A 24,450-nucleotide genomic window follows, 5' to 3' on the forward strand; every position below is an offset into this window, starting at 1 on the left:
ATTATAAACAGGTGTTGATTAATCAATCAATATTAATTTTTAAAGCATCATGTTGAAGCTACTTTTGGAATAATAAAAGTAAATTAACATCAAACTGGAGGCCTATTTATGGACCGCATTGAAAAGAGCAAGGAAAAATACAAACAGCTATTTGGAAATGGGGTACCAGCCGTATACGCCGCCGATCCTGATTGTCAAGACATTCTTAGCCGCTTCATTTTTGGAGAAGTCTTTTATCAAGGTAATCTGGATGACAGGCAACGTGAGCTTATCACTTTAGTAGTGCTTACTACTAACCAAACGCTACCTCAGCTCAAGGCACATGTTGGTGCAGCACTAAACGTTGGGCTGACACCTGTTGAAATTAAAGAGGCTGTTTACCAGTGTGCTCCATATATCGGATTTCCCAAAACATTAAACGCCATCAGTGAAGTCAATGAGGTTTTCAAAGCAAAGAATATTCCTTTACCAATAGAAAGCCAAAAGACTGTAGAAGAAGAAAATCGCTTTGATAAGGGACTATCCGTACAGGTAGAGATTTTTGGTGAGATAATCGCAAAAATGCAAGAGGCTACCCCATCAAATCAAAAGCATATACAGGAATACCTTTCCGCCTTTTGCTTTGGAGATTTCTACACTCGAGGCGGACTTGATTTGAAAACACGAGAGTTGCTGACACTCTGCATCGTAAGTAGCCTTGGCGGTGCTGAAGGACAAGTAAAGGCACATGTGCAGGGTAACCTAAATGTGGGCAATGACAAGGAAACATTGATCACCGCCATCACTCACTGCCTTCCATATATGGGCTTTCCGAGAACACTGAACGCCTTAGCATGTATCAATGAAATTATTCCAGAAAATTAAGAAAGAAGTAGAATAAGGGCTGACACCTATTATTGTAAAACTTTTACCCGGCAGGACTGACAAAAATATAACAATGCAAAGGAGACAAAAGCATGTTTAATGAAACTTACCAATTATCAAATGGTGTAGAAATTCCAAAATTAGGTCTTGGTACCTGGCTGCTTAACGATGCAGAGGCAGCACAGGCGGTGCGTGATGCGGTATCTGTTGGATATCGTCATATTGATACTGCTCAGGCATATATGAATGAAGCTGGTGTAGGCGAAGGAATCCGTTCCTGTGGTGTCGAAAGAGAAGAACTATTCGTCACGACAAAGGTTGCTGCAGAAGCAAAGACCTATGATGCAGTTACGAAGTCTATTGATGAATCTTTAGCAAAGTTGGGACTTGATTACATTGACCTTCTGATTATCCATAGCCCACAGCCTTGGATGGAGTTCCGTGAGGAGAACCGTTACTTCGAGGAAAACAAAGAAGTATGGAAAGCATTGGAGGATGCTTATATGACAGGCAAGTTAAAGGCAATCGGTCTTTCTAACTTCCTTCAGGATGATGTAGAGAATATTCTTGCAAGCTGCGAGATCAAGCCTATGGTAAATCAGATATTGGCCCATGTGAGCAATACTCCTTTGGACCTAATTGAATTCTGCTCGAAAAATGACATCCTAGTAGAGGCATATTCACCAATTGCACACGGTGCAGTTCTCGATAATGCAGAGGTAAAAGTAATAGCGGATAAGTATGGAGTATCTGTTGCTCAGCTTTGCCTACGTTATGATATCCAGCTTGGTCTTGTAGTAATTCCTAAGACGGCAAATCCGGACCACATGAGAAACAATGCAGAGCTTGATTTTGTTATCAACGATGAAGATATGGAAACTTTGAAGAATGTAGAGCACATTCAGAATTATGGTGAGCATAGCTTCTTCCCGGTATTTGGCGGGAAATTAAAATAAAAAGCAAACACATGATTAACAATAAAAAAAAATTTATTGGAGGAATTAAAAATGGCAAAACATGAAGAAGTTAAAAATGGCGTTATTTTCCCAGTAGGCGAGAAAAATGAAGCATATGCACAATTTTTTGTGGGACAAAGTTATCTTAAAGGATTAGTTGCTGATCCTAAAGTTAATGTTGGTGTAGGGAATGTGACCTTTGAACCAGGATGCAGAAATAACTGGCATATCCATCGTGATGGATTTCAAATTTTATTGGTAACAGGCGGCGAAGGTTGGTACCAAGAAGAAGGAAAGCCTGCTCAATTCTTAAAAGCTGGTGATGTTATTGTCACCCATGATGGTGTAAAACACTGGCATGGCGCTGCAAAAGACAGTTGGTTTGAACACATTGCAATCACGGCCGGTACGCCTGAATGGTTGGACCCAGTATCAGATGAGGAATATAACAAAGTAAAATAATAGTTGAGTTAAAGAAAGCCCTGATAAACAGGGCTTTTATAATATCAATCCTAAGCAATATGATGTGTTCTTATAGAAAGGAGTAATAATTTTGGAAAGACCATATATAATCTGTCACATGCTAACTTCATTGGATGGAAAAATCGTTGGAGATTATTTGAAGGAAGAACGAGCTGCTTATTTTAGAGATTTATATAAAAAAATCCATGATCGTTACGGATATTTTCGGCGGAAAAGAACAATTGGATTTTGCTGTCGTAATGGAAAAACTAAAAAATTTATTTTCAACCGATGAATTATTGCTAAAGGGTGGAGGTGCTTAGTTGTGAAGGATTACGGGATTCTAGTAAATTTTGCACCGAAGATGATAAGAATAAGTAATTAATAAAATGATTTGTATCCTATGTTAAATTGATCAATATTTCATCCGTACTGCAACGATTTATCCAGCAGCGATCAACACAGAATTGTTGGATACGATTACCGATAAGAATATTTCAGAATGTATGACTGCTTTGTACCAACAATATGGTATTTCACCTGATTGAGTTGCAAATGTTGTGGTATTCGCGATTGATCAGCCAGAAGATACGAATATTAATGAGTTTACAATTGGACCAACAAGTCAACCTTGGTAATAATAAAAGATAAGATAAAACTATTAACTATTGCATTTTCAAAAGCTTATGCTGTCGAGAGACCTCGACAGCCTTTTAATTTGCGCCTGGCATGGGTGCAGTCTCTAGGGTGAAGGTACCAACCATGAAGGCAGTAGTAATGGTGTCAACTTCTTGGGATAGTGGGGTCAGACTTATTTTTAAGACCCAATTTTAGATAGCAGGTTCGGCTCTCATAACATGGTGAGAGCCTTTTTTGAGAAAATGATTAAAATTTGGAGTACTTTTGTAGGCTTTTTGCCACATCGTTAATTTGGAAGCTCAATCCTCCAACAAGTCCTGACAATATTCTCTAATCAGTCTGGCCGCATATGTTTGGCTGATTTGCAGATCCTTGGCCACACGCCTAGAGCTTTTATTAACTTTATAGGATTTACGAATCATTTCCTTTTTTGCCAATTCGACTGCATCATTAAGGGTAGTGGGGGCAGTATTTTCAATTTGCGCCAGTCCTTGGTTATATATACCTTCGGGCAGGTCATCGATACCGATGACATCATTGCTTACAATAACTAGCTTTTCGAGCAGGTTTTCAAGTTGCCTTACGTTCCCGGGCCATGAATAATGGGTCAGACATTCGAGGCAATCTTTAGAAATTAATTTGTTCATTTCATGGTTCCGATTAAATTTGTATAAAAAATTATAGATGAGCGGGACTATATCTTCTTGCCTTTCCCGAAGCGGAGGCATTTTGATATCCACTACGTTCAGCCGATAATATAAATCTTCTCTAAACATTTTGTTTTGTACCATTTTGTTTAAATCTTTATTGGTCGCGGCAATAATTCGGATATCGACTGACTTTTCTTTATTGCCGCCAATAGGAATAAATTTTTTCTCCTGAATGACTTGCAGTATTTTAGCCTGAAGAGGCAAAGGCATGTCCCCTATTTCATCAAGAAACACCGTACCCCCATCCGCGCTTTCCAGTATCCCTTTTTTTCCGGAACGGTTTGCATTCGTGAAAGAACCTGGTGTATAGCCAAAAAGCTCGGACTCCATTAAATCAGCAGGGATTGCAGCACAATTGATGGTTAAAAATGGGCCGTTCCTTCTATTTCCATTTTCGTGAATATATTGTGCTAAGAGGCTTTTACCTGTTCCGGACTCACCTAGAATTATTATAGTAGAGTTTGCAGCTGCCACCTTCTTGGCAAACTTCAACACATTTTTCACCTTTTCATTATTGGTAATGATGCTGCCAAATGGATCTTCAGCCTCTTTACTTTTTGTTGAATCGCTTTCTCTTACTTTCAGCATTTTGTAGCTTTGTAATTCCCTTGCTGTCGTTACGATTAATTCCACTTCTTTTTGATCATTTAAAATAGGGACGACAGAGGTGAGCAGTTCCGCACCAAGGATTGTGGTTTGTTTAATCGTAATTGGTTCTTTTCTTTCCAAAACATCCGGGAAAATGGAGGGATACCAATAGCCTTTATCAGCTAATTCCATGCTCGGTTTCCCGATAATGTCTTCCTTATTTAACCCATAATGCTTCTTGCAGGCATCATTTACATAGATAATTTTCTTATCCTTATTTAAAACAAAAATTTCGTCAGAAGAATAATCTAAAATTTTTAAAAGCGCTTCCATATTTAGATCTAAATCGGTTAGAAAATTAGATAATGTCATGAAGTGACCTCCCGAAAATCATAATCTGAGTTCGATGAAACTCAGATGAGTTTGGTTATATTCAGAAAAATGTTACAATGGGCAATAGTGTGATTCTAATCACATCCATTCTAATAATATTCGAAATATTCCGAACTGTAAATAGCTGAAGAAGTGTCTAAGATAGGAAAATATACGGGGGAAAGTCAACCGGTGAACACCAATGAACTCACTTTCCCCTGTTTAAAATCCTATTAATCTAGGATTTTTAGATAAAAGATAGTTGGCACGAAATTTGCATCTAATAAAATATGAAAAATACTTTAAAGGATTTGAATGACAAAAGGAGGAATGACAAATGAAAGCGTTAACAGGGGATGCCCTGGAGCACACTCTCCCGTACGAAAATTATGTGAATCCGCAAATATTTGAAGAGGAAAAGAAAAAGATTTTTCAAGATAGCTGGATTTTAGCTGGGCATACAAGCCAGGTGGAAAAACCGGGGGATTTCTTTACTTTTGATATAGCAGATCAGCCATTAATCATTAGCCGGGATAAAAACAATGAATTGAATGCCTTTTACAACATTTGCCCGCATAGAGGAACCAAAGTGGAAAAAAACGAGTGTGGAAATAAAAAGGTTTTCACCTGTACCTATCACGGCTGGACATTTCATATGAACGGGAAATTAAATAGGGCGCCCAACTTCAGTACAAATGAATTGGGAAACCATAGCTGTATGCCACATGTAAAAGTTGAAGTATTCCAGTCTATGATCTTCATAAATTTGAACCCAGAAGCAAGACCAATGGAAGAAACGTACGGAGAATTCATGGCCAATCTGGAAAGATACACCTTCTTGGATTCTTTGAAAAAGGTTCGGGTAACCCAAAGGGTCATTGATGCTAACTGGAAAGCAGTTATTGATAATTACCTGGAGTGCGATCATTGTAAGATTGCCCATCCTGAGTTTTCAAAAACATTTGATATGAAAAATTACCATATCGATTTACATGGCAATTTCTCGTGTCAATACTCAGAATTAACAAATAAATCGAATAAAACACAAGAAGATCACGCCAATTTCTATTGGGTATGGCCAAACTTGATGGTGAGCATTTATCCTGGAAAAGAAGGCAATATGACGATAAGTCAAATTTTGCCGCTGGCACCGGATAAATCACTTGCCATCTATAGCTACTACTTTAAATCGGATGAAATTAGCAAAGAGCAAGAGGAACTGATTCGTTTTGTCGATCAGGTAAGATTAGAGGATTTCGATCTTGTAGAGTTATTGCAAAAAGGTTTCCATACGAATGCCTTCAAGCATGGAGTGTATTCATCGACTGAGTATGCACTCAAATTTTTTCACAACCTTTACGAAGAAGCTATGAACGTGAAAGAAGGAATGCTATAGCTTCCCCCTTCGTTTATATGAAAATAGATTTATATAGAAATATATTACTAGACATATTTGGAGGATTAAAATGAATAATCAAACAGAATTCACAGCAGTTGCAGAACCAAATGTTAAAGGTTACCTAACAGAATTCACCGTTGCGGACGCAATTGTAAAAGAGCTCCTGCAAGCAGGAGTGGAAGCGGTATTTGGAATCGTTAGTATCCACAATATGCCGATTTATGACGCGATCCTAAGGGATGGGAATATCCGCACCGTTACTGCCCGTGGCGAAAGTGGAGCGGTTAACATGGCTGATGCCTATGCCCGTGCTACAGGAAAATTGGGTGTTGTCATCACAAGTACAGGTACTGGAGCAGGTAATGGGGCAGGTTCCTTGTCAGAAACATGGAACTCAGGGACTCCTGTTCTGCACATTACTGGGGAAGCGGATTCTAATTATATTGGAACAGACCAACGTTATATTCACGAAGCTAAAGACCAGTTAAAAGCGATGGAGGGCGTGAACAAAGCAGCCTTTCTGTTGAAGCGTCCAAAGCAAATCATTCCGTTTATGCGTAAAGCGATCAAAGAAGCACTGACTGTACCGACAGGTCCGGTAACTGTTTCCATTCCAACGAATTTCCAGGCACAGATTATTCCTAACAATCAATTGATTGAAATGGAAGCATTTCAAAACCACGAGGTAAAGCTCAATATTCCAGCTGATGTTATCGAAAGGATCGTCTTAGCAAAAAGACCAATCATTTGGGCAGGCAATGGGGTAATTGCGTCAGGTGCATCAGAGGAACTGCAAAGGCTGGTAAATAAAATTCAGCCTGGGGTCGTAACAAGTGAATCTGGAAAAGGGTCTATCCCTGAAAACCACCCGCTTTGCATCGGTAACTTTACGTTATCCCCTCAAGTGGAGGAACTATTGAAAAAGTCGGATTTACTTATTAGTGTCGGAGTCCGTTTCCGTGGTAGTGAAACGAATGGATGGACACTTCCGGTACCGGAAAATCACATCAATATTGATTTGAACCCTAATGCCTTTAATCGTAACTTTGATACATTGTATACACTGAACGGAGATGCCAAGGCAGTTTTACAAGGGATTAATCGTCTTTTGGACAATAAGGAAATCCATCCGGATGCAGATTATGTTGATGAAGTGAAGTCAGTCCGTCAGGCTGTACGTGATGACCTTCGAAGCCAAATTGGGCCGTATGGTGAAGTGGCGGATATTATGCGTGAACAGCTGCCTGAGAATACGGTTTTGGTGACGGATGTGACGATCCCTGGATACACTTGGGGGAATAAATTGTTCGATATTTATGAACCAAGAGACTACCTCTACATGACAGGCGGCGGCATCGGACAAGGTTTGCCAATGGCGATTGGCGCCCAAATAGGTCAGCCGGAAAAGAAAGTCGTTCTTATTGCTGGTGATGGTGGATTCATGGTGAATTCAAATGAGATGATCTCAGCGATTCAGGAAGATGCACCGATTATCGTTCTATTATTCGATGATGGTGGATATGGAATCTTACGATACTATCAAGAAGCCGCATATGGCCGACGTATATCTGTAGACTTGAAAAACCCTGATTTCGTCATGCTGGCAAAATCAATGGGCTTCGAATCAGAGAAAGTTCGCTCGGTTGATGAGTTCAAGGCAGGATTAGCGAATGCAATCGCAAGCAAAAAGCCGTATATGGTTGTAGTAGATGTAGAAGCCGTTGGAGTATTGGAATACAAGGATTCGGACGAATACATCGCCACTTTCCGTCCAAAACAGGGATAGATCTGCTAACGTTCATCCCCCACTTCTAAAGTGGGGGGAGCGTAAGCCATACTTGGAGGTACAAAGCTATGACAAAAGAGTTAAAACACTATATAAATGGGCAATGGGTAGAATCAAATAACCCGAACAAACTTGATATTATTAATCCCGCTACACAGAAAGTCATTGCCAAAGCACCGAGCGCTACAAAGGAAGAAACAGAAGAGGCAATCAAAATGGCAAAAAGAACGTTTGAAAGTGGTATTTGGTCTGATCAATCTCCCGTGATGAGGGCGGCTGTTTTACTTCAGATTGCCAATCTAATACAGGAAAACATGGATGAATTAAGAGATTTAGAAGTACAGAATAATGGAAAAACGAAAAGAGAAGCAGAATCGGATGTGGAGGAGGCCGTGAATACATTTCGTTATTATGCAGCTCTGCTTAATGTGCCTAACGGCCAGGTTTATGAAACCTCCGGAAATATGCAGACATTGATCATAAAGGAACCGATCGGAGTTGCGGGATTAATTGTCCCTTGGAATTTCCCCTTATTGATGAGTGTATGGAAGATTGCACCGGCACTTGCGGCTGGTAATAGTATCCTTTTAAAACCAGCAGAAATTACTCCGATGACAGCAGTAAAATTGTTTGAACTGATGGATCAGTCCGATTTACCAAAGGGAGCAGCTACCCTCATTATGGGAGATGGACCGGTTGTTGGCCAGACGATTGCTGAAAGTGATGAGGTAGATATTGTTTCCTTTACTGGAAGCACAGGGGTCGGCCGCCATATCATGCAGGCAGCAGCCGGGAATATGAAAAAAGTGTCCCTTGAACTGGGAGGGAAATCGCCGAATATCATCTTTGATGATGCCGATTTGGAAATAGCCGTTGATTACTCATTATTTGGCATTTTCATGGGATCTGGTCAAGTTTGTTCTTCTGGAAGCCGGATTCTTGTCCAAGAAGGACTCTACGATGAATTTGTTAAGAAATATATACAAAAGGCAAAAGAGATTAGAGTAGGTCCTGGAATTGATGAGCACTCCCAAATGGGTGCTATTGTAAGTGAAAAGCACTTCAAGAGTATTTTAAACTACATCCAGATTGGGAAAGAAGAAGGTGCGAATCTTGCTCTTGGCGGAAATAGAATCGAGGGTAACGGTTTAGAGGATGGATTTTTCATTGAACCTACGGTCTTTACCGATGTAAATGCCGATATGCGGATTGTCAGGGAAGAAATCTTTGGACCAGTTGTTACGATCCAGAAATTCAAAGATGAAGATGAGGCAATTAAGATTGCCAATGACACAGAATATGGACTTGCTGGTGCTGTTTTCTCTACAGACCAAAACAAAGCCTTACGTGTCATCAAAAAGGTTCGTGCCGGCATCACCTGGGTAAACGCTTACCATCTTACAAATATTCAAGCGCCATGGGGTGGATATAAACAAAGCGGCATCGGCAGAAGCCTAAGTACGTACGGATTGGATGAATACCAGGAAACAAAACAGATTAACATTAATCTGGATCCTGAGCCAATTCGCTGGTTTGAATAGCAACTTATTTTTTTAGAGTAATAACAACAAATCCGTAGTGTTAATAGTATTTTTAATAGTGGCTGCACCATGGTAGAAAGAAGAAATTCTAGGGAGGTATTGGAATGTCTAAACCATATTTAATTGTTGAGTGGAATGATACAGAAACGGAAGCGCAGGGGTGGCTTGTTGTTCATAATTTCGTGAAAGGATATACAGGCGGCGGGACGAGAATGCATCCTACAGTAACAAAAGAAGAGGTTGAAAGATTGGCCCAAGCGATGGCTTATAAGTACGTAGCTAGTGACAGCGGAACGACAGGAGGATGTAAAGCAGGAATTAAATATGATTATAAAGCTCCAGATGCTAATGCCGTATTAAGGAGATTTTTAATTGCCATGATGCCTTATATTGATAGCGGGGTATCTTTAGGAAGTGACCTAGGTACGAAGTACGAAGATGTACTACAAATCTTTAACGAATTCGGCATCGACATCCCTCTAACAAATTCAATGAAACAAAATCCTGCGATTCTTCAAGGGATCAAGGATTTTGATGGGCTGATGAAAACAAGAATTGATGGATTGCTTTTAAATGATGCTGTCACAGGATATGGTGTTGCGTTTTCAGCCGATGAAGCTTGGAAGTTTAAAAATGGTAAGGACGGCGCGAAGGTTGTCATCCAAGGCTTTGGTTGTGTAGGGGCAAGCTGTGCATTGAAACTTTCTCAATTAGGTTACAACATCGTCGGAATTTCAGATGCCAACTTGTTAGTCACATGTGAAGAAGGATTGGATATTCAAAATCTTATTGACCATAAGAATGTATATGGAGAAATGGACCAAGATTATTTTGAACCAAACTATACGGTAAGGCCAAACTCTGAGTGGCTCGATGTGGATTGCGATATTCTTATCCCCTGTGCATTAGAGGACGTGATCAACAAGTCTAATGCTGATACTGTTAAAGCGAGTTTGATTGTTGAAGCGGCTAATATACCAGTATCTTCTGAAGGAGATGAAATCATCAAACAAAGAGGAATTGACATCGTTAATGATTTTGTTGCGAACCTAGGGGCAATTAGATTTTACGACGCTGTTATTTTTGGACTGGTCAAACCAGATCCGCAGGCAGTGATGGATGATATTGAAAAGCTATGCCGAAAAAATACCAATCAACTATTTTCAGAAGCGAAGAAACAAAACAGATATCAGCGGGATGTTGCGTATGAAATTTTTAAACCTGAAGTCAGTGATTTAATAGAGTTTACAAGCATGTCTGAAAAGGAAGCCGTCAGATAAGCAGGTAATAAAACGGGTCATGAGTGGCCTATCCCTAATACGAATAAAAAAAAAACAGGGGGAATTGGATGAAACCAGAACAAGGAAGTCAACCAAAAGAATTAAAACGTTCGATGAAAAGTAGGCATTTATTTATGCTTTCCATAGGGGGAGTCATTGGAACTGGTCTTTTCCTAGGATCGGGGTATGCGATTGGCGAGGCGGGGCCTTTCGGAGCGATTACCGCCTATTTATTCGGAGGCTTGCTTATGTACTTGGTTATGGTTTGTCTAGGGGAGCTATCCGTCGTAATGCCGGTTTCTGGTTCATTTCAGTCTCATGCAGAGCGGTTCATAGGCCCTGCCTCTGGGTTTATGATTGGCTGGACTTATTGGCTAAGCTGGGCAATTTATGTAGGACTAGAGTTTATTGCAGCCGGTTTGCTGATGGCCAGGTGGTTTCCAGATGTACCGGTCTGGGTATGGTGTACCGTTTTCTCCTTACTTTTATTCGGTATAAATGCCTTGACTACAAGAAGCTTTGCTGAGATGGAGTACTGGTTCTCAGCTATTAAAGTATTAGCTGTTCTCTTTTTTATTGTCGTTGGCGGGGCAGCGATCTTTGGTTTGGTTCCTATAAAGGGACAATCGGCCCCCCACCTTTCAAACTTTATCGGTGACGGATTATTTCCAACAGGATTCATCGGCGTCTTTATATCAGTGATGACAGTCGTTTATTCTTTTATGGGTTCGGAAATTATGGGAGTTGCAGCGGGTGAGACAGAGGATCCAGAAAAGAGTATCCCAAAAGCAATCCGGAGCATCGTCGTCCGTATTTTACTCTTCTATGTACTGGCCACTTTTGTCTTATCAGCCATTGTTCCGTGGAAAGAGGCGGGTGTGCTCGAAAGTCCATTTGTAACAGTATTCGATTTGACAGGAATTCCTTATGCAGCTGATATTATGAACTTTGTTATATTAACAGCGATACTTTCAGTGGGAAATACAGGTTTGTTTGCTTGTACGAGAATCCTTTTTTCACTTTCTCAAAGTGGTCAGGCTCCGCTAGCATTAGGTAAGGTAAACAAACGCGGTGTTCCTATGAACGCCTTGCTTGTGACACTCGCCTTTGCTTTGCTTTCCTTGCTTACTAGTGTTATAGCTGAAGAAACATTATTTGTTGTCCTGCTTGCAATCAGTGGTGTTGGAGGGGTAGTTACGTGGATGGCCATTGCGTTTGCACAGTATAAATTCCGCAAACAGTATATTGCGGATGGGGGAAAGCTTGCGGATTTGAAATTTAAAGTTCCTTTCTTCCCGCTGGTTCCAATTGTCTGCCTTCTCATGTGCGTAGGAATCGTCGTGTTTACTGCTTTCGATCCGGCACAGCGGACATCACTGTATATAGGATTTGGCTTTGTTGTCGCTTGTTATGTTTTTTACTACTTTAAATTTACAAGAAAGAAAGTGGTTACAACCGTCTTAACAAATGGGGAGCCTGATAAGATAGTGCAATAGATTTAAAAAAGTCTAAGTGGTGTATCGGTAAAAATGGGCATCCAATGATCAGAAACATTCCATTTCAAAGAGGAAAATAGTTTCATGGGGTTTTAATTATCAGAAGGTTCAAATATTTGCTATCTAAATTAAACAAATCGTTTACTATATTACATTGATGTATTTTAAACTAGGATGGTGAATTATGGTGAAGGTTTTTTTATTAACTTTAATACCAGCCTTGGGTTCACTTTTTGTAATTAATCGGGTGGAACCCTATATATTTGGATTGCCATTTGTCCTTTTTTGGTCTATATGCTGGGTTGGCATGACATCCCTATTCTTGATCATTGCTAATAAGCTGGATCCAGCGAATAAGGAGGAGGAAGAATTATGAACGCAGCCCTTCTAGTTATCCTCTTTTTCCTGGGATTGTGTATTTGGTTAGGTTTGCAAGCCCGAAAAGGGAAAGAAATGACTATCGAGCAGTGGTCTGTCGGGGGACGGGGTTTTGGAAGTCTTTTGATGTTCTTTTTATTAGCGGGTGAGATGTTTACCACCTATACATTTCTAGGAGCAAGTGGTGGTGCTTATCGATCCGGCATGCCTCCCGCCATATACGCTTTTAATTGTTTTTACTTTGTAATCGCTTACTGGCTGTTGCCTCCTATTTGGAAGTATGCTAAGGAAAATAAAGTCCTATCCCAATCAGATTTTTACGAGAAAAAGTATAACAGTCAGGCACTTGGTATTCTCGTAGCGATCATAAGTGTAGTTGCCGTTATCCCTTACTTAGTGATGCAGTTAAAAGGATTGGGAATTATTGTATCTGAAGCGTCCTATGGTTCTATTTCTCCTCACATGGCAATCGTCGTAGCCGTCATTGCTGTTACCGTTTATGTAACGGTATCTGGGATGCACGGAGCCGCATGGACAGCCATTATTAAAGATATCTTAATCTTAGCTGTTATGGTCTTTATGGGGTTTTATTTCCCTTTTCATTATTACGGCGGCATAGAGCCGATGTTTGAAGCAATTGATACAGCCAAAACTGGATTTTTACTATTTCCAGAACAAGGATTAAGCATTTCGTGGTTTGTTTCGGCTACGATCATGACAGCACTGGCATTTTATATGTTTCCACATATGATGGCGGGGATATTCTCAGCTAAAAGCGGAAAATCGCTGCGTATAAATGCAGGGGTAATGCCCATCTATCAGATTATTATCGTTTTTTCTTTGATTATCGGTTTTTCTGGTGTTTTACAAGTGCCAGATTTAAAGGGGCCAAATACAGATTTAGCCTTATTTAAAATGGCGAAATTGTCTTTTGACCCTTGGTTCGTCGGGGTCATTGGGGCAGCTGGGGCCATGGCCGCCCTTATCCCAAGTTCTTTGGTATTGACGGCGGTTTCAACGATTCTTTCTAAAAATATATATAAGGCATGGAAACCGAACACAACAGATCAGCAGCTGGCAAAGCTGACCAAAAGGTTGGTGCCTGTTATAGCATTGGTAACACTTTTCTTTACATTTAATGGAGGGGAATCGATTCTTACGCTATATCTTATGTCTTATAGCTTTATGGTTCAGTTATTTCCTGCTTTGTTTTTTAGCCTTTGGAAAAGGAACCCAGTTACCGTTCAAGGGGCCATTGCTGGAATGATTGTTGGTAGTATTATCGTCATTTATTCAACCCTTACAGAAATGTCACTTGCAACGTTATTCCCGTCATTTCCAAATGTCATTAAGGATTTAGATCTAGGATTAGCCGTATTAATGATCAATATTGCTGTAACGCTGGGAGTAAGTGTTATAACGAAGAAACCGGTGGCTAGAGCAGATAAAGACACTAATATTAGTAATCTAGCATGAATTAAAAGTAAGAGAGATTGATAGAGAGCTTAGGAGGATTTATCGATGCGCCATTTGAATTACATTAACGGCCAATGGAAAGAACCAATTACAAATGAATATAAAGAGAATCTTAGTCCACATAATGGAGAAGGCTTGGGGGAATTCCCATCCAGTGCAGCAGCTGATGTTCACGAAGCGGTAGCTGCTGCAAAAAATGCTTTTCCAGCTTGGAAAAAACTCTCCATTCAACAAAGGGCAGTTTATTTACAAAAGGCTGCGTCTATTTTGAAAGAAAACATAGAGGAAATAGGACGGGATCTAATTAAGGAAGAGGGAAAAGCGTTTTCGGAAGGGATGGGGGAAGCTAATCGCGCGGTAAGCATCCTCGAATATTTTGCAGCTGAAGCACGGCAGCCACTTGGAGATGTCATTCCGTCCGTGAGTGAGAAAACATTTTTGTATACGACCCGTACACCCCTAGGTCCAATTGGGTTAATTACACCATGGAATTTTCCCATTGCCATTCCAGTATGGAAGATGGCACCAGCACTTATATACGGAAATACAGTGGTGATGAAGCCTGCTGATTTAACACCGAAATCTGTCTATCACGTTATGAAAGCTTTTGATGAAGCTGGTCTGCCAGCAGGTGTCCTTAATTGTGTATTTGGCAGAGGATCTGTTATTGGGAATGAATTGGTGAACCACCCAGATATAAAAGCCATTTCTTTCACCGGTTCGAACCAAGTAGGACGGCAGATTCAAAAACAGGCTGTAGAACACGGAAAAAAGGTACAGATGGAAATGGGAGGAAAGAATCCGCTAGTTGTTCTAAATGATGCAGATCTTGAAAGAGCGGTTGAAATAGCTGTAGACGGAGCATTTAAATCTATCGGTCAAAAATGTACAGCAACGAGTCGGGTGATTGTCGAAGAAGGGATTTACGTGTCATTCCGTGATAGGCTTGTGAAGCGTACGAAGGAATTAACAATTGGTAACCCGCTCCACGAGGGAACCGTTATCGGGCCGGCAGTATCAAAAGCACAGCTTGATGGGGTGCTCGAAATGATCGAAACGGGGAAATCAGAAGCAACACTGCTTTGCGGTGGAGAGATCCCGGAAGATGAAGAATTAAAAAATGGTTTTTATGTAAAACCAACAATCTTTGAAAACGTGCCTAAAGCTGCTCGGATTGCCCGAGAGGAAATTTTCGGTCCAGTTCTTGCATTGTTTAAAGTCAAAGATTACGAGGAAGCAGTGGAAATGGCAAATGATACTGAATTTGGTCTTAGCGCAGCCATCTGCACAAACAACTTAACATTGGCCCGCCGTTTCGTTGAAGATGTGGAAGTAGGACTTGTACATGTGAACTCGGAAACTTCGGGAGCAGAACCACAAATGCCTTTTGGCGGATGTAAAAATTCTAGTTCCGGCAGTCGTGAACAAGGAAAGGCTGCTATTGAGTTTTATACAGAAGTGAAGACTGTTTATATGGATCCAATGTAATTCTTACTACTCACAAGGTAAAACAAAATGGAGAGGGGTCCTAATAACAATGTATGATTTTGCAATAGTGGGCGGAGGAATTGTTGGTTTATCAACAGGGATGGCCATTTATGAGCGGTTTCCTAATGCGAAGGTAGTCGTCATTGAGAAGGAATCCGTTGTTGCGGAACATCAAACAGGGCATAACAGCGGTGTGATTCATTCGGGCATTTATTATAAGCCCGATAGTTTCAAAGCTCGTTTTGCCCGCCAAGGTAGTAAATCTATGACTGAATTCTGCCAAATATATGGTATAGACCATGATATTTGCGGAAAGGTAATCGTAGCAACGAAACAAGAGGAATTACCACTTCTTGAAAATTTATATAATCGAGGGCTGAAAAATGAATTAGCTATTCATAGAATTGGACCAGATGAATTAAAGGAAATAGAACCACATGTTAATGGTTTAGGAGCAATACGTGTTCCGATGGCTGGCATCGTAAATTATAGACAAGTAAGTGAAAAGTTCGCCGAAATTATCCAAGAGAGAGGCGGAGAGATTCGTCTAAATACAAAAGTGGAGAAAATGCAAGAAGAATCGGATCAAGTAATCATTGAAACGAATCGCGGAACATTAAAAGCGGGAATGGTCATTAACTGTGCTGGGCTTCACAGTGATCGTGTAGCACTAGCAACGGGATATAAAACAGATATGAAGATTTTACCTTTTAGAGGCGAGTATTACAAATTAAAACCTGAAAAGCGTTATCTAGTAAAAAATTTAATTTATCCTGTTCCAAATCCAAAGTTCCCATTTCTGGGGGTCCATTTTACACGAATGATCAGCGGTGAAGTCGATGCGGGACCAAATGCTGTGCTTAGCTTTAAACGTGAAGGATACAAAAAGACAGATTTTAATGCAAAGGATTTACTAGAATCATTAAGCTTTCCTGGATTGTGGAAAATGGCAGGGAAATTTGCGAAGGAGGGGCTTGATGAATATATTCGCTCCTTCAGTAAGAAACAATTTACCAAAAGCCTTCAGGAACTGATTCCGGAAATCCAAGAAGATGATTTAATCCCTGCTCCTGCTGGAGTCCGTGCTCAAGCATTAAGGAGCGATGGGAATATGGTGGATGACTTCCATATCATTCAAGGGAAACGAACGATCCATGTATGTAATGCTCCATCTCCTGCTGCAACTGCTTCAATAGAAATCGGAAAAGAAGTTGTGAATAGAATACCAGAACAAACAAACTTAAAAGAAGCAATACTAGTTTAAATAATTCCTTGGAGAGGTAGGCCTATTATGCTGAATGGAAAGACTATTTTTATTGCAGGTCACGCTCGTCTGCCGCAAGGAATGGCAGCAAAAAGTGTCTTCGATACGTTAACAATCACAGCTGAAATCGATCGTAAATATGGCGTAATCGTCGAGGCGTCTTGTACTCTAGCAACCGAACATGGGAGCGACTTTATTGGCCGTATATTAAAGGGCGTTAGTCTAAAAGATGGAGTGGAAGGTGTAATTGAAGAAATTGAAACCTATTATCGAGGCAAGGCGACAAATGCTCTTGTTGCGGCATTAAAGGATCTAGACCTCCATTTCCATCAAATAAAAACGGTAGAAAAGCAAAAGGTTCAAAACATTTAAAATAATCAATTGACAATCTATCCTATACAACGTATACTAAGAGTAGTCAAAATATTATTAATACTTCCACTTCCTGAATAACACCCTTTCAGATCCGTGGATAGATTATAATACTTGGAAACAGGAAATATAAATAACAATTAACTGCTAATTCATTGTGACTCTATTTACCATAGAGCTGTGAAGTGAATAAAAGCCAGTTGTACATTGAGTCCCGCTCTTTTTGGGTACTTTGTGCAGCTGGCTTTTTATATTCCTTAATTTCCATATTTTAACTATCTTACACAAAACTGGAGGAATTAAAAATGGTAATCGCAGAAAAACAAAGAGGGAAATATGAAACAAAAACAAACATGTATGAAGTGAAAGTTCATCCGCAAACAGACCGTTTATACCACATTCAGCTTTCAAAAAAGGCCATTCAAAGGTTTTTGGATACCGTCAAAGCAGAGAATTATTCTGTCCAGCATTTAGAATATACACCCTATTCTCGTCTTATTGTCTCTTCTATTCTATTAGATCATGTTGGAGAAGAATTTTGCGACTTACTTCGAAACATCGTTCATGACCGTGAATCTGGCGGATTTACGATTGGTTTGGATGGTGTTACTGAGGATACAGATGAATACGTTATTTTCTCTACTGCTATTTCTTATTTGTTAGGTTCATCAAACTTTGATTCAATGTCTGGTAAATATTATGCACGCTTTTCTGTCAAGCATACTGATAACAGTGACTCCTATCTCCGTCAAGCTTATCGCTTATTTACACTTCATACGGATGGAACTTTTGTAGATGAGCCGACAGATTGGCTGTTAATGATGAAAATAGTAGAAGAAAGTGCATGCGGCGGTGAATCTCGATTATTACACCTTGATGATTGGAAAGACCTTGATAAGTTTTCAAATCATCCATTGGCAAGCCATAAGTTTACTTACAAAGCACCATCTAGTAAAAATGTAGATCTGGAAATTCAGCGCTTAACCTTCTTCAACTACAATAATAAGCCTGGTGTATCATTCATCGACCAATTTGTCTATCCTGAAACCATTGAAGAAGCTAAATACCTTCGTGACCTTTCACATTCAATGGAAACCGATGAAAGTGTTACAGAACTCAAACTTCCAGTCGGAGATTTAGTAGTTGTTAACAATATATTCTGGTTACATGGGCGTGCAGCCTTTGAGGTAAATCCCAACTTGAACCGCGAATTACTACGTCAGCGAGGACGTTTTCATCAGTAATCGTCCAAGTGACAAGCACCACCAGAATTATGTCAAAGGGCCAATTATCTTTTTCTTGGAGTGATTATGAATGACACAGTTTAAACATTTATTTAGTCCAGTTGAAATTGGCCATACAGAATTGAAAAATAGGATTCTAAGTACGGCACATCAAACCAATCATGTTAAGAATGGAATCCCTACATTGGATATGACTGCCTATCATGTAGAACGTGCCAAGGGCGGTGCCGGATTACTTATACTAGAAGCCGCCGCTGCACATCCATCGGGGATGCTGACAACCAAAACAATTGCTGGATATGACAAAAAGATTGTCCCTGCTTACCTGGAGCTTTCCAATGAAGTGCATAAATATGGAACGAAAGTATTTTCACAATTATTCCATGGCGGCAGGGAAGTAGTTTCAAGTAAGTACCGGAATGCGGCCTGGGCACCGTCAGCGGTTCCAAGCCTTAGGTTCAGCACGATGCCCAAACCGATGAGTATTGAGGAAATTAAAGATGTAATTGAAGGATTTGCCCTGTCAGCTAAATCGGCGAAGGAAGGTGGGCTGGATGGTGTAGAAATCTGTTGCTCACACGGATACTTGCCTGCACAGTTTTGGTCGGAGCAGACCAATCTTCGTACCGATGAATATGGGGGATCGTTTGAAAACAGAATGCGGTTTATTGTCGAAGTGATGGAGCGAGTCTGGCAGGAAGTTGGGGAGGACTTTACGGTTGGACTCCGTATGAGTGCGGATGAAATGACCATGGATGGAACAACCGTAAAAGATGCCGTACAAATTGTTGAATATTTGGTCGAAAGAGTAAGAGTGGATTTTATTGATATCACCTCCGGAGATTCCAGTACGTTTGCCGGATCCACCCATATTGTGCCGCCATCTCCAATGAAGCATGGATATAACACACCCTATTCTTTTAAAATTAGAATGGCTGGTGCTATACCGGTTTTCGTCGGCTCGCGTATTGTAGATCCGGCAGAAGCGGAGAAGGTTGTGGCAACAGGAAAAGCAGATGTTGTCGGCATGACCCGTGGATTAATTGTAGATCCTTACATGCCTAACAAGGCAAAGTCAGGCAATCTTCAACAAATTGATGCCTGTTTAGGCTGCTTACAGGCTTGTATCGGGCATTATCACAATGGTTTAACCATCGGCTGTGTCCAAAATCCCTCAGCAGGCAGAGAAAATGAAGTGCAAACTCTTAAGGAAAGCCTTAGAGACAAGAAGAAAGTTCTTGTGATCGGTGCTGGACCAGCAGGCATGCAAGCAGCGGCGACATTAGATGAACTTGGCCATAACGTTATTCTGGCCGATAAAGCGGACAAAATCGGCGGATTATTGCATACATTAAAAAAGATGCCAATGAGACATGAGCTTGCTGAATCGATGCTAGATAATTATATGCGAAAACTTTCTACTAGTAACGTGAAAGTTACACTTGGAGTGGCAGTACAACCAGAAGATATTAACAAAATTTCACCGGATGCCATTATCTGCGCCACAGGATCAAGACCGTATATCCCCGATATTTCAGGGATTCATGATCACCGTGTAATGACTGTGGAAGAGGTGTTTCATCATCCGAATAACCATATTGGGAAAAATGTTCTTGTATTTGATTTTGCCGGTGATTGGCCAGCCATGGAAGCGGCGATTGATTTGGCGGAAAGGGGGCATATCGTCTCGCTTATTACTGCAAGGCTGCATGCGGGCGAAGGCGTGCCTCAGTACTTACGAAATGAATATTTAAAAAAGCTTTATCAACTAAACGTAAAAATTATGCCTCACTATGATTTAGGAGAAATTAAAGGGGATTCTGTAGTCATTAGAAATCTATTCTCATATGAAAAAGAGACAATGGAAAATTGGGATTCTATTATTCTTTCGCACGGTCGTGTACCAAATAGTGAACTATATGAACGAATGAAAAAATTAGCACCAGAAGTATGGCAAATCGGTGATTGCTTGGCACCGAGAACAATAGAAGAGGCAACTTTTGAGGGGATGTCTATAAGTTTGCGCTTAGGAGTCCAAGACATTGGAAATCCTTCTATTTTAACTATTAAAGGGCTTCTAACGAAATAATAGTGTAACTTTCAAAGTTTTTTCAAATAAGAGCTTGAATGTATGGGATAAGTAGGAGGTCGGAGTTTTTGAAAGGTGCTTTGGAAGGTATAAAAGTATTGGATCTATCGAGGGTACTGGCGGGTCCATACTGTACGATGATTCTTGGGGACCTTGGAGCAGATGTCATGAAAGTGGAGGCTCCGGGAGGCAGTGATGAAACGCGGGGCTGGGGGCCGCCGTTCCAAAACGGTGTAAGTGCCTATTATTTATGCGCTAACCGCAATAAGCGCAGCATCACCGTAAATCTGAAAACCGAAGAGGGAAGGGAAATCATTCGCACTTTAGCTAAAGATGCTGACGTAGTAATTAATAACTTCAAAACCGGTTCGATGGAGAATTGGGACTTGGACTATCACTCTTTGAAAGCGATCAACCCGAGGCTGGTATATTGCTCCATCACCGGCTTTGGCGAAACGGGACCATATCGACATTTGCCGGGCTATGATTACATTATTCAGGGAATGAGTGGACTGATGAGCATTACCGGGAATGATGAAAGTGGGCCAATGAAAATTGGTGTAGCAATGGTTGATATTTTAACAGGTTTATATTCTGCCATTTCGATTGAAGCAGCATTACTGGAAAGAGAGAAATCTGGACAAGGGCAAAAAATAGATATGTCGCTTATGGATACGGCGGTAAGCTCACTCGCCAATGTAGCAAGCAATTATCTTATATCTGGAGCAATCCCAAGAAGACTTGGTAATGACCATCCAAATATTGTGCCTTACTCAACATTTAGGGCAATGGATGGAGAAATGATCATTGCAGTTGGTAACAACCGGCAGTTTGCCTCCCTTTGTGAAGTAATAGGAATAAGTGAAATTGCAGCAGATGAACGGTTCCATACCAATGAAGCAAGGGTTAAACATAAACTTGAACTCACGGGCATTTTAGAAAACCGGCTGCAAATCAAACCAGTCAATGAGTGGATGGAGCTGTTTTCACAGCATAATATTCCGTGTGGTCCTATTGCGATGATGGACCAGGTATTTAACCATCCACAAGTTCTAGCCAGGGAGATGGTCGTTAAAGTGGATCACCCGGAAGCAGGTTCAGTCAAGCTAGTCGGCTCGCCCATAAATCTGTCAAGAACGAAGACAAAAATAGAGCGTCATCCCCCGATTGCGGGGGAACATACCGTTGAAATCTTGCAGCAGGCGGGATATTCACACGTGGAAATTGAACAATTAAAAAAGAATAATATTATCCAAATTTACCAGGAGGCCTATACGCAATGAATTTTGAATTTTCCGAAGAACAGGTAATGTTAAGAAAAATGGTTAGAAGTTTCGTAGATAAAGAAATTATTCCAAATATGAAAGAATGGGACGAGCAAGGGAAATTCGATCCGATTATTTGGAAAAGATTAAGTGAGCTGGATCTTATGGGTGTTTGTATTCCTGAAGAATATGGCGGAAGCGGCATGGATTACAATTCACTCGCCATTGTTTGTGAAGAAATGGAAAGAGGCGATACTACTTTCCGTACCGCAGTATCGGTTCACATCGGCTTAAACAGTTTAACACTATTGCAATGGGGTAATGAGGAACAAAAACAAAAATATCTCGTTCCGCAGGCAAAAGGTGAAAAAATCGGTGCCTTCGGATTAACGGAACCAGGGGCAGGTTCAGACGTGGCAGCCCTTCAGACAACGGCAGTAAAAGACGGGGATGACTATATTTTAAATGGTTCGAAAACGTGGATTTCCCTTTGCGATGTAGCGGATCATTTCATTGTGTTCGCCTATACGGATAAATCGAAAAAACACAACGGTATTTCCGCATTTATTGTGGAGCGCACTATGCCTGGTTTCTCATCAAAAGCAATAAAAGGCAAAATGGGGATCCGTTCTGGAAATACAGGAGAGTTATTCTTTGATCATGTAAGGGTTCCAAAGGAAAACCTATTAGGTTTAGAGGGAGAAGGGTTTAAAATCGCTATGGCCGCACTTGATAATGGCCGCTTTACCGTTGCAGCAGGAGCTGTAGGGCTGATTATGGCGAGCTTGGAGGAAAGCGTAAAGTATTGTCATGAGCGTAAAACATTCGGCAAAGAAATCGGCCGGCACCAGCTTGTCCAGCAAATGATTGCAAATATGGAAGCTGGATTGCAAATGAGCAGCTTACTCGTATACCGTGCCGGTGAGCTTAAAAATAGGGGAGTTCGTAACACAAGAGAAACATCACTCGCCAAATGGCAGGCTTGTGATTTTGCCAACAAAGCAGCTGATGATGCTGTTCAAATTCATGGGGCTTACGGATTTTCAAGCGAATACCCTGTTGAAAGATTCTTAAGAAACTCAAAAGCACCTGTTATTTACGAAGGAACGAGAGAAGTTCATACGATTATGCAGGCTGAATACGTTCTTGGTTATCGAGTAGATAAGACGTTAAATAAAATGCTGCCGGCGTGGCCGTTTGAAAAAGAAACGGTAAAGAAACGGTAAAGAACAGGTAAAGAACAGGTAAAGAACAGGTAAAGGAATTCGTCATGAAAGCATAATAGACTTCCCTTGTTAATGGGGGAAGTCTATTATTGGCTTTGGCTAAACAGGGAAAATGTCCCTTGAAGTCACCGAATTATTGATTTAGTGATTCATATTGTTTATATAAATCCTTTAACGCTGCAATTAGCGCGTGATTGGCTTTTCCTAAATAGCCCTCTTTTAACGCTTCAAGAGGCATGTCAATCCCATTTCTCAAACTATGGCCTTTTAGCAGTCTTGCAATATAATCTCTCCCATGTTCAGTTGCCAGCGTACAAGAGGCATCCACAATTACCCCATAATATTTATCAATTTCTGCCGTAATAGTCAGTGTTTCATAGATACTTCTAGCTGCCATTCCTGTAGGTAATTTCGCATGTCCAGCAATAAAAATGGTATTCATTCGAACACTCTCCTAAATGAAGATTTACTTTTAGAATAATATAAAATCGAAGAAATGTCAGGGGCTACAGGAAACTAAAAAGGCACAAAGAGGTAAAACCAAATCTGTTTCAATGTGTAAAATACAAAAGGCACGTGGTCTTAAGAGCATCTTAATTTTGCACAGACTACAAATAAAAAACCTTGCAAACGCTGATTTATCAACGTTTAACAAGGTTATAGGCTACGTCCCGAAGAGGATTCGAACCTCCGACCTACAGTTTAGGAAACTGTTGCTCTATCCTGCTGAGCTATCGAGACACACACATATTAAGAACGTTATTTATTATAAGTTGTTAATGGCAAAAGGTCAATAAAAAAGTTGATGTTATTGAAAGGGAAGTTCTCTGGCAACTTTGTTGGTTTGTGTATCCTTTACACGAAATATGATCCAGACGATCAAACTAAGACCAATTAGTAAACCTTCCAGTGATAAAATGTACCAAGGATAGGGTCCTAAAACATCTAATAAACTCGCACTGTCAGGCTTATGACTTAAGAACATATAATTTCCGCCGACCACCTTATTGATCAACATAATTATTGGCATGAGCACATTCAAAAAGATACATAATTTTAAGACTGACCAAATCGTCGGACGGTAACCCTTTGCCCAAGTAAAATAGAGCGGCACCCAGATTTCCATGAGGTGTGTATAAAAGAAATGGAAGAATCGAAAATGCGGGAAGTCGTAATTTAAGGCTGGAGTGAATAATGCCTGAGATGCGCCTAATAATGCGGTGAATAATAAAATCTCATAGATTATTTTTTGGGTTGAAAGCAACAATAGGACCGTTAATATTAAACTAATGCTGCATAACTCCAACGGAATAGCGTGACTGACATTCCAACTGCCATTTATACTCATCCAAAAATGATAGGTCAATTCCATGATGATGAGAGTGATAGCGATCCCGATTTCGGTCAGTCTTCTTTGCCTAGTATTTAATTTATTTCTATTAAGGTAGATAAAAATGGAACCTAGGATTAAGAAGGCAATAATAACAAAATGACTGGTTGAAAACATTTCAAAATCATAGTTTGTGAAACTGCGCCCAAACACCCCATCCATAAC

Annotated in this window: 21 protein-coding genes, 1 tRNA gene and 1 pseudogene; 19 read left to right on the top strand and 4 right to left on the bottom strand. The window is 40.4% G+C overall.

Annotated elements, in window-relative coordinates; all coding sequences use genetic code 11:
- Positions 1 to 108 precede the first annotated feature (108 nt).
- The 5 genes and pseudogenes from V7659_RS01095 to V7659_RS01115 all read left to right on the top strand — a co-directional run.
- Entirely contained in the window at positions 109 to 864 is a 756-nt protein-coding gene (locus tag V7659_RS01095; protein WP_335537538.1) for a carboxymuconolactone decarboxylase family protein, read from the top strand.
- A 92-nt stretch (positions 865 to 956) separates the two neighbouring features.
- Positions 957 to 1,820, top strand: a complete 864-nt coding sequence (locus tag V7659_RS01100) for an aldo/keto reductase (protein ID WP_335537539.1) — start codon at positions 957 to 959, stop codon at positions 1,818 to 1,820.
- Positions 1,821 to 1,871: 51 nt separating this feature from the next.
- Positions 1,872 to 2,282: a cupin domain-containing protein gene (locus V7659_RS01105; RefSeq protein ID WP_335537540.1), complete on the top strand. Its 411-nt coding sequence runs from the start codon at positions 1,872 to 1,874 to the stop codon at positions 2,280 to 2,282.
- 91 nt (positions 2,283 to 2,373) lie between these two features.
- Positions 2,374 to 2,577, top strand: a complete 204-nt coding sequence (locus V7659_RS01110) for a hypothetical protein (protein WP_335537541.1) — start codon at positions 2,374 to 2,376, stop codon at positions 2,575 to 2,577.
- Positions 2,578 to 2,707: 130 nt separating this feature from the next.
- Positions 2,708 to 2,920 (top strand): annotated as a pseudogene (locus tag V7659_RS01115) (oxidoreductase); the annotation flags it as partial.
- A gap of 300 nt (positions 2,921 to 3,220) precedes the next feature.
- Here V7659_RS01115 and V7659_RS01120 read toward each other — a convergent pair.
- Entirely contained in the window at positions 3,221 to 4,591 is a 1,371-nt protein-coding gene (locus V7659_RS01120; RefSeq protein WP_335537542.1) for a sigma-54 interaction domain-containing protein, read from the bottom strand.
- 337 nt (positions 4,592 to 4,928) lie between these two features.
- On the opposite strand from V7659_RS01120, the gene V7659_RS01125 reads away from it, so the two are divergent.
- From V7659_RS01125 to V7659_RS01190, 14 genes are all read left to right on the top strand, one after another.
- Positions 4,929 to 5,987, top strand: a complete 1,059-nt coding sequence (locus V7659_RS01125; RefSeq protein ID WP_335537543.1) for an aromatic ring-hydroxylating oxygenase subunit alpha — start codon at positions 4,929 to 4,931, stop codon at positions 5,985 to 5,987.
- Between the two features lie 70 nt (positions 5,988 to 6,057).
- On the top strand, positions 6,058 to 7,776 hold the full coding sequence (locus V7659_RS01130) for a thiamine pyrophosphate-binding protein (protein WP_335537544.1): 1,719 nt from the start codon (positions 6,058 to 6,060) through the stop codon (positions 7,774 to 7,776).
- Between the two features lie 68 nt (positions 7,777 to 7,844).
- Complete coding sequence (locus V7659_RS01135; RefSeq protein WP_335537545.1) at positions 7,845 to 9,317, top strand: aldehyde dehydrogenase family protein; 1,473 nt, start codon at positions 7,845 to 7,847, stop codon at positions 9,315 to 9,317.
- Between the two features lie 104 nt (positions 9,318 to 9,421).
- On the top strand, positions 9,422 to 10,597 hold the full coding sequence (locus V7659_RS01140; protein WP_335537546.1) for a Glu/Leu/Phe/Val family dehydrogenase: 1,176 nt from the start codon (positions 9,422 to 9,424) through the stop codon (positions 10,595 to 10,597).
- Positions 10,598 to 10,665: 68 nt separating this feature from the next.
- Entirely contained in the window at positions 10,666 to 12,093 is a 1,428-nt protein-coding gene (locus tag V7659_RS01145) for an amino acid permease (RefSeq protein ID WP_335537547.1), read from the top strand.
- 184 nt (positions 12,094 to 12,277) lie between these two features.
- Positions 12,278 to 12,469 carry a DUF3311 domain-containing protein gene (locus V7659_RS01150; RefSeq protein ID WP_335537548.1) on the top strand — a complete coding sequence of 64 codons (192 nt, stop codon included), beginning with the start codon at positions 12,278 to 12,280 and terminating at the stop codon, positions 12,467 to 12,469.
- Entirely contained in the window at positions 12,466 to 13,947 is a 1,482-nt protein-coding gene (locus tag V7659_RS01155) for a sodium:solute symporter family protein (protein ID WP_335537549.1), read from the top strand. The genes V7659_RS01150 and V7659_RS01155 overlap by 4 nt, the downstream gene beginning before the upstream one ends.
- Positions 13,948 to 13,992: 45 nt before the next feature.
- Entirely contained in the window at positions 13,993 to 15,435 is a 1,443-nt protein-coding gene (locus V7659_RS01160; RefSeq protein ID WP_335537550.1) for an aldehyde dehydrogenase family protein, read from the top strand.
- A gap of 49 nt (positions 15,436 to 15,484) precedes the next feature.
- Positions 15,485 to 16,699 (top strand): L-2-hydroxyglutarate oxidase, encoded by a 1,215-nt coding sequence (lhgO, locus tag V7659_RS01165; protein ID WP_335537551.1) that lies wholly within the window; start codon positions 15,485 to 15,487, stop codon positions 16,697 to 16,699.
- Between the two features lie 27 nt (positions 16,700 to 16,726).
- Positions 16,727 to 17,071, top strand: a complete 345-nt coding sequence (locus V7659_RS01170; RefSeq protein WP_335537552.1) for a DUF3870 domain-containing protein — start codon at positions 16,727 to 16,729, stop codon at positions 17,069 to 17,071.
- A 305-nt stretch (positions 17,072 to 17,376) separates the two neighbouring features.
- On the top strand, positions 17,377 to 18,315 hold the full coding sequence (glaH, locus tag V7659_RS01175) for a glutarate dioxygenase GlaH (RefSeq protein ID WP_335537555.1): 939 nt from the start codon (positions 17,377 to 17,379) through the stop codon (positions 18,313 to 18,315).
- 70 nt (positions 18,316 to 18,385) lie between these two features.
- Complete coding sequence (locus tag V7659_RS01180; RefSeq protein WP_335537556.1) at positions 18,386 to 20,404, top strand: FAD-dependent oxidoreductase; 2,019 nt, start codon at positions 18,386 to 18,388, stop codon at positions 20,402 to 20,404.
- Between the two features lie 68 nt (positions 20,405 to 20,472).
- Positions 20,473 to 21,687: a CaiB/BaiF CoA transferase family protein gene (locus tag V7659_RS01185; RefSeq protein WP_335537557.1), complete on the top strand. Its 1,215-nt coding sequence runs from the start codon at positions 20,473 to 20,475 to the stop codon at positions 21,685 to 21,687.
- Positions 21,684 to 22,895 (top strand): acyl-CoA dehydrogenase family protein, encoded by a 1,212-nt coding sequence (locus V7659_RS01190; protein WP_335537558.1) that lies wholly within the window; start codon positions 21,684 to 21,686, stop codon positions 22,893 to 22,895. The genes V7659_RS01185 and V7659_RS01190 overlap by 4 nt, the downstream gene beginning before the upstream one ends.
- A 133-nt stretch (positions 22,896 to 23,028) precedes the next feature.
- On the opposite strand, the gene V7659_RS01195 is transcribed toward V7659_RS01190, so the two are convergent.
- The 3 genes from V7659_RS01195 to V7659_RS01205 all read right to left on the bottom strand — a co-directional run.
- Positions 23,029 to 23,337, bottom strand: coding sequence for a DUF3870 domain-containing protein (locus V7659_RS01195; protein WP_144549311.1), 309 nt, complete (start codon positions 23,335 to 23,337; stop codon positions 23,029 to 23,031).
- Between the two features lie 225 nt (positions 23,338 to 23,562).
- A tRNA-Arg gene (locus tag V7659_RS01200) sits at positions 23,563 to 23,636 on the bottom strand.
- A gap of 67 nt (positions 23,637 to 23,703) precedes the next feature.
- A partial coding sequence (locus V7659_RS01205) for a YwaF family protein (RefSeq protein WP_335537561.1) occupies positions 23,704 to 24,450 on the bottom strand: 747 nt, incomplete at its 5' end.

The sequence above is a fragment of the Neobacillus drentensis genome (assembly GCF_036966985.1).
Taxonomy (GTDB): domain Bacteria; phylum Bacillota; class Bacilli; order Bacillales; family Cytobacillaceae; genus Neobacillus; species Neobacillus drentensis_E.

Bases quoted from the DNA above. Each gene is read 5' to 3' on its own strand.
- V7659_RS01095 (WP_335537538.1), top strand. From the start codon at position 109: ATGGACCGCATTGAAAAGAGCAAGGAAAAATACAAACAGCTATTTGGA.
- V7659_RS01100 (WP_335537539.1), top strand. From the start codon at position 957: ATGTTTAATGAAACTTACCAATTATCAAATGGTGTAGAAATTCCAAAA.
- V7659_RS01105 (WP_335537540.1), top strand. From the start codon at position 1,872: ATGGCAAAACATGAAGAAGTTAAAAATGGCGTTATTTTCCCAGTAGGC.
- V7659_RS01120 (WP_335537542.1), bottom strand. From the start codon at position 4,591: ATGACATTATCTAATTTTCTAACCGATTTAGATCTAAATATGGAAGCG.
- V7659_RS01125 (WP_335537543.1), top strand. From the start codon at position 4,929: ATGAAAGCGTTAACAGGGGATGCCCTGGAGCACACTCTCCCGTACGAA.
- V7659_RS01130 (WP_335537544.1), top strand. From the start codon at position 6,058: ATGAATAATCAAACAGAATTCACAGCAGTTGCAGAACCAAATGTTAAA.
- V7659_RS01135 (WP_335537545.1), top strand. From the start codon at position 7,845: ATGACAAAAGAGTTAAAACACTATATAAATGGGCAATGGGTAGAATCA.
- V7659_RS01140 (WP_335537546.1), top strand. From the start codon at position 9,422: ATGTCTAAACCATATTTAATTGTTGAGTGGAATGATACAGAAACGGAA.
- V7659_RS01145 (WP_335537547.1), top strand. From the start codon at position 10,666: ATGAAACCAGAACAAGGAAGTCAACCAAAAGAATTAAAACGTTCGATG.
- V7659_RS01150 (WP_335537548.1), top strand. From the start codon at position 12,278: ATGGTGAAGGTTTTTTTATTAACTTTAATACCAGCCTTGGGTTCACTT.
- V7659_RS01155 (WP_335537549.1), top strand. From the start codon at position 12,466: ATGAACGCAGCCCTTCTAGTTATCCTCTTTTTCCTGGGATTGTGTATT.
- V7659_RS01160 (WP_335537550.1), top strand. From the start codon at position 13,993: ATGCGCCATTTGAATTACATTAACGGCCAATGGAAAGAACCAATTACA.
- lhgO (WP_335537551.1), top strand. From the start codon at position 15,485: ATGTATGATTTTGCAATAGTGGGCGGAGGAATTGTTGGTTTATCAACA.
- V7659_RS01170 (WP_335537552.1), top strand. From the start codon at position 16,727: ATGCTGAATGGAAAGACTATTTTTATTGCAGGTCACGCTCGTCTGCCG.
- glaH (WP_335537555.1), top strand. From the start codon at position 17,377: ATGGTAATCGCAGAAAAACAAAGAGGGAAATATGAAACAAAAACAAAC.
- V7659_RS01180 (WP_335537556.1), top strand. From the start codon at position 18,386: ATGACACAGTTTAAACATTTATTTAGTCCAGTTGAAATTGGCCATACA.
- V7659_RS01190 (WP_335537558.1), top strand. From the start codon at position 21,684: ATGAATTTTGAATTTTCCGAAGAACAGGTAATGTTAAGAAAAATGGTT.
- V7659_RS01195 (WP_144549311.1), bottom strand. From the start codon at position 23,337: ATGAATACCATTTTTATTGCTGGACATGCGAAATTACCTACAGGAATG.